This is a genomic window from Xylanibacter ruminicola Ga6B6 (assembly GCF_000687715.1).
Classification (GTDB): Bacteria; Bacteroidota; Bacteroidia; order Bacteroidales; family Bacteroidaceae; genus Prevotella; species Prevotella ruminicola_B.
This window is the reverse complement of sequence record NZ_JHXD01000006.1, coordinates 63,194-77,544: the sequence shown is the minus strand read 5'-3', so window position 1 is coordinate 77,544 and position 14,351 is coordinate 63,194. Positions and strand designations below refer to the sequence as shown.

Below are 14,351 nucleotides of genomic sequence, written 5' to 3'. Positions count from 1 at the left end.
TGCTTAATCTTAAATGTTTAATTCTTAATCTTTCTCTCATGTATCCAACGCAGAATAGTATCATAGATACTCTTCTCCTCGTGGTGCTGAGACTCAGTAAAGCTCATGCGCTCGTCCTTGGTATCACCATGCTGGTCGGGGAAGATAATCATGAGATTCTTGCCCGAGAAGTGCTTCTGCAACTCATCTGGCAGACGCTCCAACGCTGTTTTGTATGAGATGGTACCCTTACGGGCTGTAACTACCACAAACAGATGGTCGTCGGCAATACCCGCAGCCAACTGAGGCAGCTCGTTCCAATGGGCCATGTAGGTGTACTCGGCACGCACATTGGGATGGCGGTTGTTAATGTACTCCTTGATAAGCATCAGACTCTCGTTGCGACCATGGAACTGGATACGGCAGTCCAACTGACCAGCCAACCTACTTAACCTTTCGAGCCAACGATGGAAACCTGGTTCGAACTCAGCTCGTGAAGGCACTGCCACACGAATACGACGCAACGTGGTCATAGGCTGAACGAAACGTACCAGCAGAATCTGACGATTCAAGCCATTATACAAACTCTGGATAAACTCTCCCCAGAACCTGGGGTTGATATCGGTATGCACGTGCATACCCATCACAATCTCAGAACAACCAAACTCACGGAAAGCATGCTTAATACCATTGGCGATATTGGTAGCCAAACGCACCTGTGTCTGCACTTTTACCTCACTGGCACTGGCCGTTTGCTGCAGTTGCTCTAACAATCGGATACCCTCTTCGCGAGCAGCATTGCTACGCTCATCGTCGTAAACAACGTTCAACGCCACCAAGTCGCGGTTCAGACGCTGGTTACGCATAAACATCGACATGTACAACAGATGTGGTGCAATCTCGGGATATTTCACACACAGCAATATCTTCTCATCATCATCCTTAGGCACATCACTCTGCAGATGGGTCTTCTCCTGAATAATAATCTTCTTGGCAGCATGCTCGGTCATCATGGTACTGATGATACAGGTAAACAGAATCATCATAATGATACCATTCAGCATGTCGTCGCTCACCAGGTATTCGCCAGGAGCCACCTCCAGGCGGATGCCCACCATCACCATAGCGATGGCACCTGCCGCATGGGCCGATGTAAGACCGAACATCATGTGACCATCGGCCTTTGACAGGCGGAACAGCAGACTGCAGATATAGGCAGCCACAGCCTTACCAAATGTTCCGAAGAACACAATGAGCAGCACAATACATACCATTTGCATGCTGGAGAACAGCGTACCCAGATTGATGAGCATACCCACACCAATCAGGAAATAGGGGATGAACAGCGCGTTACCAATAAACTCAATACGGTTCATCAGCGGCGACACACGTGGGATATATCTGTTTAATATCAAACCCGAGTAGAATGCACCAAACACGCCCTCGATACCAATGAGCGACGAAAGTGCCGCACTAAGGAACATCACCGCCATAACAAAGGTGTACTGCATCACGGCATCACTGTATCGGCGCAGGAAATAGCGTGTCAGTTTTGGTATCAGCACCACACTACCCACACAGAAGGCAGCAAATTTAACCACAAACAGCACCCAGAACAGCCAGCCACTATCCTTGCTGAACGAGCCTGAAATGGCAGCCAGCATCACCAGTGCCATAAACAGTGATATCATCGACGAGCCTACGCTAAGTGCCACACTCTGGTGCTTCTGCAAACCGTATCGGCCCACAATAGGATAAGCTATCAGGGTGTTCGACGCCATGATACAGCCTAACAGGAACGAGGCCGACGACGAATAGTCGAGGATGGTTACCGACATGACATAGGTAAGTATCAGCGGTACAAAACAGGTCAGCAGTCCGAACAGCAGGAACCGGCGCGAATGTTTCTTCACACCCTCCATATCCATCTCCAGTCCGGCCAGGAACATAATATAGTAAAGACCTACCCTACCGAAGAGCTCAAACGAGTTGTCGCGAACCAGAATATTAAAACCATATTGACCGATGGCGATACCTGCCAGAACCATGCCGATGATATGCGGAATTCTGAGTTTACTCATCACGATAGGAGCAAACAGAATGATCATCAGCACCACAAAAAAGATAAAAGTTGGGTCTGTAATCGGCAAATATGATAATAATAATGTCATTTTGGCTACAAAGGTACTCATTTTTTTGGTAAAATGAAAAAAAAAACATAATTTTGCGGCCAAATTGTAACCATTTAAAGGATTATCAAGATGAAAGTAGCAATTGTAGGTGCGAGTGGAGCCGTAGGACAAGAGTTTCTGCGCATCCTCGCTGAGAGAAATTTCCCAATGGACGAACTGGTACTGTTTGGCTCAGAGCGCAGTGCCGGAACGAAGTACAATTTTAAAGGTAAGGAGATTGAGGTCAAACTGCTTCAGCACAACGACGATTTCAAGGATGTCGACATCGCCTTCACTTCAGCAGGTGCAGGCACATCGAAGGAGTTTGCCGAGACTATCACAAAGTATGGTGCAGTAATGATTGATAACTCGAGTGCATTCCGTATGGACGACGATGTCCCCTTGGTAGTGCCCGAGTGCAACGCCGAGGATGCCCTGAACCGTCCTCGTGGTATCATCGCCAACCCTAACTGCACTACTATCATGATGGTAGTTGTTCTCCAGCCTCTGGAAAAGCTCTCTCATATAAAGCGCATCCATGTTGCTTCATATCAGAGTGCTTCAGGTGCCGGTGCCGCCGCCATGGCAGAACTGCAGCAGCAGTATAAGGAGATGGTAGAGGATGGTGAGGTTAAGACTGTGAAGAAGTTTGCCCACCAGCTGGCTTATAACGTTATCCCTCAGATTGACGTGTTCCAGCCAAATGGCTACACTAAGGAGGAGATGAAGATGTTTAACGAGACACGTAAGATCATGCATACCGATGCCAAGTGCTCGGCCATGTGCGTACGTGTTAGCTCACTGCGCTCTCACTCAGAGAGTGTTTGGATTGAGACCGAGCGCCCCATCAGCGTAGAGGAGGCTCAGAAGGCTATCGCCGCTGCTCCTGGCTGTACACTGAAGGACGATCCCGCTACACTTACCTACCCCATGCCTCTGGAGACTGCTGGCAAGGACGATGTATACGTAGGTCGTGTACGTAAGGACCTGAGCGACGAAAACGGTCTGACTTTCTGGCTCAGTGGCGACCAGATTCGTAAGGGTGCTGCCCTGAATGCTGTTCAGATTGCAGAGTACTTAGTAAAGGTTGGAAATGTTAAGTAAGATATTATACAGGGCAGCTATGGTGGCTGCCCTGATCTTTTTGACCGCTTGCGGTGGTGGCGACGACGATGGACGCCGATTGGGCGAACTGATTGTCGGCACTTGGCAGCGCGGTTGGGGCGAAGGCGATGTTGTGATTGATGGCGACACCGATCTGGGGCCCGACAACTTTACGTACGATCAGTTTGTATTCCGTGATGACGGCAATTACAATGGCATGGTACGTAAAGGAACTTTTACCGCCTACGACACAGAAGGTATGGTGATTTACGAAGGCGACTATCAGTGCGATAACAATAATCTAAAACTTACATACCTTGATGATGGTGGAGCCAAGCGCTCGCTATTAGCACAGGTGGTTTCGTTTACCGACAATTCTGTGCTTATCAGGTACGACTACGAACAAAAAGGCATAACCGTTACTTTCATTATTCGCAAATTAACAAACTTAACTAACGGTTATTCGTCATCCTCGGTTACATCGCGGTAATAGAAGTCTTGATAGTATTCTATCTCGCTGTGGGCTGAGAAATACCCCAGACAGCCACCTGTAAAGTTATCAATTGGATTGGTAGCTGTGCTCGACATCTGCTGCATAGAGTACAGATAGTCGTAAGCACGTTGATCGATGGCACGGATAACGATGTGTAACTCGTCGCCATCCTGCAGAACATCATTATCGTGCTGACCATCACGGAAGAAGGAGAACAGCTGCTGCAGTTCCTTGTTCGGATTCTTATCATCCTTCATCACCGCCCAACGATAACCTAAACCATTACGGTAAATATGCATAAAATACCAGTTGCTCTCGTTAGGAATATCCTGCAGGCGCAGGTCGCCAAACAAGTAACGCTCCGTCAACATCTTCTTCCACACCAGTTTAAACTCGTTCATCTTGGGTGTGCGCTGCATGGTAGAAGTAGATGTAAAATGCTGTCCATCTACCTCAACATCCAACTTATATACAGTGCCTGCAGTACCAGCAAATTTTGAACGGTAGTAACCATTTCGCACAAAGGGAATGGTAGCGGTAGTACCATCGTCGGCCGTCATAGTAACGGTGGCGTTGTTCACATCGCTGCCAGTAGCATTATCCTCCATCGCATTAGTTGTACTCACACGAATCTCCGTACCATCGTTGTTAATGGTGCCTTCAACCACATAGCGTGTATCGTGACCATGATAGTCGATGCTAATCTCTTTTGTACACGATATCAGTACAAATATACCTATTATATATAGTAATCTACGCATAGTTATCAGAAATTAATATTAAACGATACTGACGGTACGATGCCGAACAACGAATACTGCTTGGCTTTAGTGCCTGCGCCATACTCACCATCCTCGAAGTTAATGAGGAAAGGGTTGTAGCGGTTATACAGATTGTAGATACCGAACACCAGCTGATGCGTGCGATTTCTGTATTTCTTGCTCCAAACCGCACTTACATCCAGATGGTGCGAGGCCGGTGCACGATAACCATTACGCTCGGTGTAGTAATAAATCCAGTTGTCCTCAATCATGTACTTTCCACTAGGGGCAGTGAAAGCCTGACCACTGTTATATACCCACGAGGCGCTCAGGTTCCAGCGCTTGTTCAGCTGGTACATGGCCACGATGTTGATATCATGACGACGATCGTTATTAGCGTCGTACCAGCGTCCCTGATTAATGCCATCAATCTTGGTTTTCGACCACGACAGCGTATAGCCAATCCAACCTGTCAGTCTGCCATTGTTTTTGCGAGCACTCAACTCTATGCCGTAGCCCTTTCCCTTACCAGCCAGCATCAAACGTTCAATTTCAATCTCGCTGGCAAACGATTTTCCATCGCGATAGTCCAAAACATTATTAATATGACGATAGTAAACCTCGGCCGCAAAATCGTAATCCTGATTAGGTGTCATCATAAAGAATCCGGCACTCACCTGATCGGCTACCTCAGGCTTGACAATGTTACTGCTCATAGTGTAACGATCAAAGGGAGTTGCTGTACTTTGGTTGCGCAAGGCATGCACATTCTGTGAAGTACGGGTGTAGCCGAACTTAAGCGAGGTAACGGGTGACAATTGATAGTTGACAGAGAGACGGGGCTCAAGCACAGTGTGGGTTTTAACCACCTGATTCTTGCCATAGTTGTAGTACCAAGCAATGTCACCATTAGGCTCCAGGTCGTAATACAGCGAACCACCCAAGGGCGAGAAGGCACTTACACGCAGGCCGGCCGACACATCAAACTTAGCGGTTATAGGTGCCATCAGGTTTAACCAAAATGCGTTGTCCCAAGCGCGACGCTGCTCCTTCTCGTGCAACGTTACCTGCTTCCACTCGGCTGATTTAACGTTAAGCAATGCCGTTTGCAAACCAGCATCAATCTTGTACTTATCCAGATTAATATGAAAATCCTGTCGGAATCCCGTCTGGCGGATATGCCCCGAGAACCAGATATTCACCCCCAGAAAGTCGATACCATTATCCGTCTGATAGCCACTATAGTAAGCCGTCGACTGGGCATAGGCATTACTACCAAAATGGTGCAACCACTTCAAACTGGTTGAGAGATTGTTCCAACGAATGTCAACCATATCCTCAAGTGCCGTACGATCGTGTCCGGTAAAGAAACTCAGAAACAATTGGTTGTTCTCGTTAATGGTCCAGTCAGCCTTGGCATTAATATCATAGAAATACAAGGTGTTACCCCTGAAATCGGGCGACAGTTTCAGAAACATGTCCATATACGAACGGCGCGCCGTGACTAAAAAAGCAGCCTTGTTCTTCACTATCGGGCCCTCAATAGTACCTTTTGCCGAAAGGAGTCCGATACTGGCACCGCCGTGGTACTCGCTCTTATTACCTGTTTTACCGATAATGTCTAGCACCGCACTCGAGGCACCACCATATTGTGCTGGCAGCAAACCTTTATAGAGCGTAGCTGATACGAGTGCATCGCTATTAAAGGCCGAGAACAATCCGGCCAGGTGACCCACATTATATACAGGAGCAATATCAACCAGTATCTGGTTTTGGGCTGATGTGCCACCACGAACCTGAAAACTGCTCGATGCATCACTCTCGCTCTTTACACCTGTAAGCAGTTGCATAGAGCGCATAATATCATGTTCGCCAAACAGTTGTGGCGAGTTAGTAAGGTCCTTCAGTTGCACCTGCTCAGCACCAGTCTGTATCTGACGTAGACGCTGGCGAGCCGAGTTTGACTTCACCACCACCTCATCAAGCTGTTCCTGTCGCAGGGTATCGGGTGTTATAGGCATGGCAACAAGTGCCGTAAGTAGTAATGTTGATAGAAACATGTTGCAAAGTTAATAGATTTTTTGGAAACTCCAAAAAAAATATCTATCTTTGCCACCGAATATTACAAAAAAATAATTTGTTATGAAGAAATTATTTGTTGCCGTAGTGGCTATTGCAGCACTCTGTGCTTGTGGAAACAGCGAGAAGAAATATCTCGACTATCGTGGACTCTCAATGGGTATGCCTTTTAAAACCTTCTGCGACTCGCTCGCAGCTCGTGGTTTTGCTATCGATTCAGCCAAGACCGACTCTGATTTTGCCCGCGTATCGATGTATCACCCCAACCTAAACTACCGTCTGATGCTAGCTCAGCGTAACGATTCGCTGATTGCACTGCAGGAAAACTATACCATCTCTACCAACGATAGCACCCGCAAAATGTGGCAGCAGATGCACGATGCGTTCGAGGAGCAACTGGGTGCTTGGCCTAACATGCTCAAGGACGGGAAAGACCACCGTATCGCAAAATTCGAGGATAAAGGTGGTTTCATCACCCTTACCCTCGAAAATACATATAAGCCAACTTTAAGTGTTCTTTATCAATCAAAGTAGCATAATGGTGTAGAGGTAAACTACTGCAGCGGGGATGGCCAGCAGCGATGAATCGAAACGATCCAGCATGCCACCATGTCCGGGCAGTATGTTACCGCTATCCTTAATGCCGATGGTGCGCTTAAACAAGCTCTCCACCAGATCGCCCCAGGTGCCGAATATGACTACGGTAAGTCCCAATCCAGCCCACTCAACAGCGGTCAGTCCTAACTGGTTAAGCTGATACTCATCGGTAAGATACCATACCAGCACGGCTACTGCTATCACGATGATACCACCGCCGATGCTACCTTCCCAACTCTTTCCTGGCGAAATGCGAGGGAAGAGTTTATGTTTGCCTAACAGCGATCCACACAGGTAGGCACCCGTATCGTTCATCCACAGGAACACGAAAACCGACAAGGGCAGCACGGCATCATAAGCCACAAAGCCCTGTGGAGCTGCGTGGAATGCCAGTGTGTTAAGCAGAGAGAACGGCAGGGCGATATACAACTGAGCCATCATGGTATAAGCCCAATCGTGTATGGGGTCCTCGTTCTTCAGGTACAACTCAGCCACCATCAGATAGATGATGGATACAAGGTAAGGAATGAACACTGCAGATGGGGTGAGCTCACTGCAGAAACCTGCCATGGCAAAAAAGAGATATACACCTGCCACAGTAGATATCATGCGGTTAACCGTCACCTGCACACGGTCATTTACCAATCCAGTAAACTCCCAGATGGTCAGTCCTGTAATCAGTGCAAACAGTAGCACCATTGCCTGTGGCCGCAAAAAACTGCACACCAGCACGGCAACAAACAGCACGCCTGTAATAGCTCTAACAATAAAATTACGCATCCTTATCCTCCTTTTCTTCGGGTTTACTCTCTAATGCCTTCTGCTCAGCAGCCTTTGCTTCAGCTTCAAGTTCCTTGGCGCGCTCTTCAGCCATACGCTCTGCATCGGCCTTCATCTGGGCTTCAAGCAGTTCCTCTGCACGACTGGTCCATGGACGCTTACCAAAAATCTTCTCTACATCCTCGGCAAAAATCACCTCACGATCTATCAGCAACTGAGCCAGCTGCGCATGTCCTTCCTTATGCTCGGTAAGAATCTGCTTGGCACGCTCGTATTGCTCATTAATCATGCGCAGCACCTCATCGTCCATAATCTTTGCCGTAGTTTCAGAATAAGGTCTCTGGAACTGATACTCAGCATTGTTATAATAGCATATGTTAGGCAGCTTGTCGCTCATACCAGCATAAGCAATCATGCCGTAAGCCTGCTTGGTGGTACGCTCAAGGTCGTTCATAGCACCTGTCGAGATATGACCCACAAACAGCTCTTCGGCTGCACGACCACCCAACAGCGAACACATCTCATCCAGCATTGCCTCCTTGGTTTGCAGCACGCGCTCCTCAGGCAAATACCAGGCTGCACCCAGGGCCTGTCCACGTGGCACGATAGATACCTTAACCAATGGATTGGCAAACTCGGTAAACCATGAGATGGTAGCATGACCGGCCTCGTGAATAGCTATCGAGCGTTTCTCGGCCTGTGTCATCACCTTGGTTTTCTTTTCAAGTCCACCAATAATACGGTCAACGGCATCCAGGAAGTCCTGCTTCGTTACAGTCTGACTATTATGACGGGCCGCAATCAGTGCAGCCTCATTACAAACATTGGCGATATCAGCACCCGAGAAACCTGGTGTCTGACGAGCCAGGAAGTCGATATCTACGCTTTCATCAATCTTCACAGGCTTCAGGTGTACCTTGAATACCTCCTTACGCTCGTTCAGATCAGGCAGATCAACGTGTATCTGACGATCGAAACGTCCTGCACGCAACAGAGCCGAGTCGAGCATATCGGCACGGTTGGTAGCAGCCAGAATAATGACACCGCTATTGGTACCGAATCCGTCCATCTCAGTCAAAAGGGCATTCAACGTATTCTCGCGCTCATCGTTACCACCCATGGCAGGATTCTTTGAACGAGCACGTCCCACAGCATCAATCTCGTCGATGAAGATGATACATGGACTCTTGGTTTTAGCCTGCTGGAACAGGTCGCGCACACGACTGGCACCAACACCCACAAACATCTCAACAAAGTCAGAACCGCTCATTGAGAAGAAAGGCACACCAGCCTCGCCTGCTACAGCCTTAGCCAACAGGGTTTTACCTGTTCCCGGAGGACCTACCAGCAGGGCTCCCTTGGGTATCTTACCACCCAAGTCGGTATATTTCTGTGGATTTTTCAGGAAGTCAACAATCTCCTGTATCTCTTGTTTGGCACCAGCCTGTCCGGCGACATCCTTAAACGTGATGCCTAATTCACCACCCTTCTCATACATCTTAGCTTTGCTCTTGCCTACGTTGAAGACGCCGCCACCAACGCCGCCGCCTCCGCCGCCCATGCGACGCATTAGGAATATCCACAATCCTATTATAAATAAAATAGGAATGAGATTAGAAAGAATCAGCGATAAGAACTCGTTATCACGTTTATTGTCGAAAGCCAGATCACCGGTAAACACCTTCTCATCCTTAGCCTTGGCCACAAACTGCTCAACCTGATCTACGCTACCGAACTCAACTTCCAGATAGGGTTCAACACCAGTTTGCTGCGTACCCTGATGAAACACATCACGGATATGTTCGGGCTTTACATACATGCGCAGCATGCTCTGGGCCTTGTTTACAACAATCTTCTTGGCATAGCCACGCTCAACCATAGTTTTAAACTCGCTATACGATGCGGTTTTAGCTACGCTACTGTTTTCGGCACCGCCACTGGTAAAGTAAAGCAGTCCTAAAGCCAGAATGGATATGAAATATATCCAGTTCATGTTGAACTTGGGCATATTCATCTTAGGACCGTTGGCGCCGTTATTTTTGTTGGGTTTTTGATTATTCTCCATATACCTATTATATATATATTAGTCTAAATCTGGAATACGAGTCAGCGGTGCATCTTCCCACAGATGCTCCAGATCATAGTATTCACGCACATCAGGCAAGAAAATATGTACCAGCACGTCGGTATAGTCCATAGCTACCCACTGAGCGTTTTCAAGTCCTACCACATGTGCAGGTTTCTCGCCCAACTGTTCGCGCACCATGTCACCCACGGATTCGGCAATAGCCTCGACCTGCGTGGGCGAATTGCCAGTGCAGATAATGAAATACTGACAGATGGTTCCTTCTATTTTTGTCAGGTCGGCCACTACTATATCGCAGCCCTTCTTCTCCTGAATCGCGTCTTTAATTGTTTCTACTAGTTGTATCATTCAAAATTTGCTATTATTTGTGCACAAAGGTAGTGTAAATTGCCCAAAAAACAAAGAAAAAGTGAAAAATTTGCGGTTTTTTATAATTTTTCCCCAAAAAATTTTGGTAGTTCAAGAAAAAGTAGTACCTTTGCACCCGCAAAACAGAACAAGAGAGTTCTCAAGCAAAAACATTTTGGGGTATGGTGTAATGGTAACACTGCAGATTCTGGTCCTGCCTTTCCTGGTTCGAGTCCGGGTACCCCAACTAAAAAGTCGCTAAGTTTTGAACTTAGCGATTTTTTTATTCTATCACCTCAATGTAAAAACTAAAGGGTCGGAAACCATCATTACAGCTAATCATAGCACTCATAGGATTCTGCATCCACCCATCAAAAAAGTTCCCTTCACCTCGAGCCAGTTTCTCAACAAAGCCACGCATCGACTCCCATGCAGATGGGCACAGTCCTTCTGGGCACTGACCATTGATAGAAATCCACTGCTGTCCAACGATTATATCGCAAGCATGCTGTATCGGATTCTCGTATTGCGCCATCAGGTCACGGTACACTGTTTGACGCATGGCTGTTATTCGCACTTTATTCATCATCACTAAACTTTACCAAGTGCAAAGATAAGCATTTTGCAACGTTTTTCTTGCTTAATTCAGCTAAAAAATGTATCTTTGCCACGATTTTTAAAACGAAAATCGAAATATGGCAAAAGAACAATCGGCAACAAAAGAGCGGCAGCACACCAACCTGCGTGAGCCGCGACGATACAAAGTAACAATATACAACGACGATTTTACCACGATGGAATTTGTGGTGAAGATATTAACACAAGTGTTTTTTAAGAGTGAGACAGAGGCCGAGGCACTTATGCTGCAGGTACACCATAGCGACAAAGCTGTGGTGGGTATCTATAGCTACGACGTTGCCACATCGAAGGTACGCAAAGCCACCAACATGGCCCGTGAAGAGGGTTTCCCTCTCCGTTTAACTGTTGAACCAGAGGAATAACTATGGCAGAGATAAAACAAACCAAACGCGCCGCCAGGATGCTCAGCGACACGATGAAGTGCTGCAAAGAGTACCGACATGAGTTTATCATGCCCGAGCACCTGCTGTTGGTCATGATGGACGACAATGAGTTCTACAACACACTCGACAGCTACTATTCGGCCAACCTGTTTCAGGAGCGGATAGAAGACAAGTTAGACGAGGTAGAAACCGTGCCCGAAGACATCGATTACGAACCCGAAGCATCAACACAAATGGGACAACTGATAGAATTTGCCTGCGCGCAAATCATCAATAGCAGCGCCACAGCACTCGACGTCCCTCACCTGGTGATGGGACTGCTCAACCTACCCGAATCGTGGGCTTGTTACCTACTGAAAGATGCGTTAGGAGACAATGAAAGTAACTTTATGAGCGACCTGATCAGTGCCTACGAGCTAGCCGACCAACTGGGCACAGGCGACCAACAAAAGGGGCAGGAAGCCTGGCGCCGACTGGTTACCTGCATGAACAAGCTGTACCAACAGCACAACCCACTGATTGGTCGTGAGCAGGAGTTGCAGCGTACTATACAAGTATTGTGTAGACGCGACAAAAACAACCCGTTGCACGTGGGCGAACCTGGCGTAGGCAAAACAGCCTTAGTATGGGGACTGGCACGTATGATTGAGGAGGACCAGAACCTGCCTGTACGTCTGAAAGGCAGCAAGATATATCAGCTTGACCTGGGGACACTGCTGGCAGGCACTCAGTATCGCGGCGACTTTGAGAACCGTATTAAGCAGATCATGGAGGGCATACAGGAGGAGAGCGACAAAAACATCGTTTACATCGATGAGATACACACACTGGTAGGCGCAGGCGCCACCGGTGAGGGTGCCATGGATGCATCAAACATGCTGAAGCCTTACTTAGAAGCTGGCGGCATCCGCTTCATCGGTTCAACCACCTACGAAGAGTACAACCGTCACTTTGCTCGTTCAAAAGGTCTGGTGCGCCGTTTTCAACAAATCGACATACCCGAGCCAACACCTGAAGAGACCAAGCACATCGTGCGCCAATTGCGCTCGCAATACGAGGGCTTCCACCACGTTACATACGACGAGGCAGCACTCGACTTTGCTGTTGATGCCAGCTACAAATACGTAAACGATCGTTTCCTGCCCGATAAAGCTATTGACTTGATAGACGAAGCTGGAGCTGCTGCAGAGATTAAAGACGCCGCACAACCTGCAAATGTCAGCAAGGCCGATATTGCCGAGGTGTTGGCCAAAACCTGCAAGGTAGATGCCATGGCAATGAACAGCGATGACAATAACGCTCAACTGGAAACACTGGCCCCACGCCTGCTACAAAAGATATACGGACAGGACGAAGCCATCCGACAGGTCGTAGAAGCTGTACAGATGTCGAAAGCCGGACTACTTGATGACAACAAGCCACTGGCATCGCTTTTGTTTGTCGGTCCCACTGGTGTGGGCAAAACTGAGGTGGCACGCGTGCTGGCCAAAGAGTTAGGCATAACATTGCTACGTTTCGACATGAGTGAATATACCGAGAAGCACACCGTAGCCAAGCTGATAGGCTCACCTGCAGGTTACGTTGGCTACGAGGATGGCGGACTACTTACCGATGCCATCCGCAAAACACCTAATTGCGTGTTGCTACTCGACGAAATAGAGAAAGCACATCAGGACATCTACAACATCCTGCTACAGGTGATGGACTATGCCCGTCTGACCGACAACAAGGGGCGCAAGGCCGACTTCCGCAACGTGATACTGATTATGACCTCAAACGCAGGCGCTCAATATGCCGCACAAGCCAACATCGGCTTTACAGGCAACACATCGCGTGGCGAGGCAATGCTGAAACAGGTTAAGAAAACATTCAAGCCCGAATTTATCAACCGTCTGTCGGGCACAGTAGTGTTTAACGACATGGACCACCAGATGGCTACACTCATTCTGAAAAAGAAATTAGGCGAGCTGCAGGACAAACTGAACGCCAAACTAGTAAAGATGACACTGAGCGACGAGGCCTTTAAGCTGCTGCTTGACGAAGGGTACACCCACGAATACGGCGCCCGCGAAATGGACCGCGTGATAGCCCAGCGACTGAAACCGCTACTCATGCGCGAGATTCTGTTTGGCAGTCTGAAACAAGGTGGACATATTATAATAAGTACGCGCGATGGCAGTTTATCAATTGGATAACGATCTGTGGTTTCCCGATCCACACCTTGGCGAAGAGGACGGATTAGTGGCTGTGGGTGGCGATCTATCTGTTGACAGATTACTGCTGGCCTACAGCAATGGCTTCTTCCCTTGGTTTGCATACCGGCATCAACCAGAGCCACTATGGTTCTGTCCACTTCAACGCTTCGTTATCTTTCCCAACGAGGTACACGTAAGCCACTCCATGCAGCAAGTTATCAGAAAGGGCGAGCTACAGATAACCATCAATCAAGACTTTGAGGGGGTGATACGTGGCTGCGCCACCGCTCAAAACCGCGACAACGACGAAGGCGCCTGGTTAGGGCCAGAAATGATTGAAGCCTATACCGAGATGCACCGACAGGGATTTGCAGCCAGTGTTGAGGTGTGGCAGGGCGAGACACTGGTGGGAGGTCTGTACGGCATTAACCTGGGTACAGCCTTTTTTGGTGAGAGTATGTTCTCACTGGTACCCAACGCCTCAAAGCTAGCCCTGATACATCTGGCACGAACCTTCGAGAAACTTGGCGGTAAACTGATTGACTGTCAGTTTGAAACACCCCACCTCAAGCGCATGGGAGGACGTTTCATACCCTACGAAACCTATATCAAGCTCCTAAAATCGTGAAAAATTGTAGCGCACTGTAAACAAGTGTAAAAAAGACCCGTTTTCGCACACAAATCGATTGTGTTCGCACACAATAGCTTGATGTATATCAAAAGAAGTGCACTTTTT

Annotated in this window: 13 protein-coding genes and 1 tRNA gene; 7 read left to right on the top strand and 7 right to left on the bottom strand. The window is 48.0% G+C overall.

What is annotated here, in order from left to right:
• Positions 1 to 17: 17 nt before the first annotated feature.
• On the bottom strand, positions 18 to 2,150 hold the full coding sequence (locus tag T500_RS0105645) for a cation:proton antiporter (RefSeq protein WP_028907306.1): 2,133 nt from the start codon (positions 2,148 to 2,150) through the stop codon (positions 18 to 20).
• A 90-nt stretch (positions 2,151 to 2,240) separates the two neighbouring features.
• On the opposite strand from T500_RS0105645, the gene T500_RS0105640 reads away from it, so the two are divergent.
• Entirely contained in the window at positions 2,241 to 3,254 is a 1,014-nt protein-coding gene (locus tag T500_RS0105640) for an aspartate-semialdehyde dehydrogenase (RefSeq protein ID WP_013065686.1), read from the top strand.
• A complete protein-coding gene (locus tag T500_RS0105635; protein ID WP_155267449.1) occupies positions 3,244 to 3,744 on the top strand; it encodes a lipocalin family protein in 501 nt (166 codons plus the stop codon). Before T500_RS0105640 ends, T500_RS0105635 begins: the two co-directional genes overlap by 11 nt.
• Here T500_RS0105635 and T500_RS0105630 read toward each other — a convergent pair.
• Both T500_RS0105630 and T500_RS0105625 read right to left on the bottom strand, forming a co-directional pair.
• Complete coding sequence (locus T500_RS0105630; protein ID WP_028907304.1) at positions 3,714 to 4,508, bottom strand: DUF4249 family protein; 795 nt, start codon at positions 4,506 to 4,508, stop codon at positions 3,714 to 3,716. The genes T500_RS0105635 and T500_RS0105630 overlap by 31 nt on opposite strands.
• 5 nt (positions 4,509 to 4,513) lie before the next feature.
• Entirely contained in the window at positions 4,514 to 6,568 is a 2,055-nt protein-coding gene (locus T500_RS0105625; protein ID WP_028907303.1) for a TonB-dependent receptor plug domain-containing protein, read from the bottom strand.
• A gap of 82 nt (positions 6,569 to 6,650) precedes the next feature.
• On the opposite strand from T500_RS0105625, the gene T500_RS0105620 reads away from it, so the two are divergent.
• On the top strand, positions 6,651 to 7,121 hold the full coding sequence (locus T500_RS0105620) for a hypothetical protein (RefSeq protein WP_028907302.1): 471 nt from the start codon (positions 6,651 to 6,653) through the stop codon (positions 7,119 to 7,121).
• Here T500_RS0105620 and T500_RS0105615 read toward each other — a convergent pair.
• The 3 genes from T500_RS0105615 to rsfS are packed head-to-tail and all read right to left on the bottom strand — an operon-like array spanning position 7,113 to position 10,398.
• Positions 7,113 to 7,964, bottom strand: a complete 852-nt coding sequence (locus T500_RS0105615) for a phosphatidate cytidylyltransferase (RefSeq protein ID WP_028907301.1) — start codon at positions 7,962 to 7,964, stop codon at positions 7,113 to 7,115. The two genes, T500_RS0105620 and T500_RS0105615, sit on opposite strands and share 9 nt — an antisense overlap.
• On the bottom strand, positions 7,957 to 10,029 hold the full coding sequence (gene ftsH, locus T500_RS15255) for an ATP-dependent zinc metalloprotease FtsH (protein WP_036908586.1): 2,073 nt from the start codon (positions 10,027 to 10,029) through the stop codon (positions 7,957 to 7,959). The genes T500_RS0105615 and ftsH overlap by 8 nt, the downstream gene beginning before the upstream one ends.
• Before the next feature lie 18 nt (positions 10,030 to 10,047).
• Complete coding sequence (gene rsfS, locus T500_RS0105605; RefSeq protein ID WP_028907300.1) at positions 10,048 to 10,398, bottom strand: ribosome silencing factor; 351 nt, start codon at positions 10,396 to 10,398, stop codon at positions 10,048 to 10,050.
• Between the two features lie 176 nt (positions 10,399 to 10,574).
• On the opposite strand from rsfS, the gene T500_RS0105600 reads away from it, so the two are divergent.
• Positions 10,575 to 10,645, top strand: a tRNA-Gln gene (locus T500_RS0105600).
• 36 nt (positions 10,646 to 10,681) lie between these two features.
• On the opposite strand, the gene T500_RS0105595 is transcribed toward T500_RS0105600, so the two are convergent.
• On the bottom strand, positions 10,682 to 10,984 hold the full coding sequence (locus T500_RS0105595; RefSeq protein WP_028907299.1) for a TIGR04076 family protein: 303 nt from the start codon (positions 10,982 to 10,984) through the stop codon (positions 10,682 to 10,684).
• 109 nt (positions 10,985 to 11,093) lie between these two features.
• On the opposite strand from T500_RS0105595, the gene T500_RS0105590 reads away from it, so the two are divergent.
• From T500_RS0105590 to aat, 3 genes are read left to right on the top strand one after another with little or no spacing between them, the layout of a single operon-like run.
• Positions 11,094 to 11,399, top strand: a complete 306-nt coding sequence (locus tag T500_RS0105590) for an ATP-dependent Clp protease adaptor ClpS (protein WP_013063523.1) — start codon at positions 11,094 to 11,096, stop codon at positions 11,397 to 11,399.
• Between the two features lie 2 nt (positions 11,400 to 11,401).
• Entirely contained in the window at positions 11,402 to 13,615 is a 2,214-nt protein-coding gene (gene clpA, locus T500_RS0105585; RefSeq protein ID WP_080694805.1) for an ATP-dependent Clp protease ATP-binding subunit ClpA, read from the top strand.
• Positions 13,593 to 14,243, top strand: a complete 651-nt coding sequence (gene aat / locus T500_RS0105580) for a leucyl/phenylalanyl-tRNA--protein transferase (RefSeq protein WP_028907297.1) — start codon at positions 13,593 to 13,595, stop codon at positions 14,241 to 14,243. The genes clpA and aat overlap by 23 nt, the downstream gene beginning before the upstream one ends.
• The last annotated feature ends 108 nt before the right edge of the window (positions 14,244 to 14,351 follow it).

Excerpts from the sequence above, each read along its gene's own strand:
- T500_RS0105645 (WP_028907306.1), bottom strand. The coding sequence starts at position 2,150 with ATGACATTATTATTATCATATTTGCCGATTACAGACCCAACTTTTATC.
- T500_RS0105640 (WP_013065686.1), top strand. The coding sequence starts at position 2,241 with ATGAAAGTAGCAATTGTAGGTGCGAGTGGAGCCGTAGGACAAGAGTTT.
- T500_RS0105635 (WP_155267449.1), top strand. The coding sequence starts at position 3,244 with ATGTTAAGTAAGATATTATACAGGGCAGCTATGGTGGCTGCCCTGATC.
- T500_RS0105630 (WP_028907304.1), bottom strand. The coding sequence starts at position 4,508 with ATGCGTAGATTACTATATATAATAGGTATATTTGTACTGATATCGTGT.
- T500_RS0105625 (WP_028907303.1), bottom strand. The coding sequence starts at position 6,568 with ATGTTTCTATCAACATTACTACTTACGGCACTTGTTGCCATGCCTATA.
- T500_RS0105620 (WP_028907302.1), top strand. The coding sequence starts at position 6,651 with ATGAAGAAATTATTTGTTGCCGTAGTGGCTATTGCAGCACTCTGTGCT.
- T500_RS0105615 (WP_028907301.1), bottom strand. The coding sequence starts at position 7,964 with ATGCGTAATTTTATTGTTAGAGCTATTACAGGCGTGCTGTTTGTTGCC.
- ftsH (WP_036908586.1), bottom strand. The coding sequence starts at position 10,029 with ATGGAGAATAATCAAAAACCCAACAAAAATAACGGCGCCAACGGTCCT.
- rsfS (WP_028907300.1), bottom strand. The coding sequence starts at position 10,398 with ATGATACAACTAGTAGAAACAATTAAAGACGCGATTCAGGAGAAGAAG.
- T500_RS0105595 (WP_028907299.1), bottom strand. The coding sequence starts at position 10,984 with ATGAATAAAGTGCGAATAACAGCCATGCGTCAAACAGTGTACCGTGAC.
- T500_RS0105590 (WP_013063523.1), top strand. The coding sequence starts at position 11,094 with ATGGCAAAAGAACAATCGGCAACAAAAGAGCGGCAGCACACCAACCTG.
- clpA (WP_080694805.1), top strand. The coding sequence starts at position 11,402 with ATGGCAGAGATAAAACAAACCAAACGCGCCGCCAGGATGCTCAGCGAC.
- aat (WP_028907297.1), top strand. The coding sequence starts at position 13,593 with ATGGCAGTTTATCAATTGGATAACGATCTGTGGTTTCCCGATCCACAC.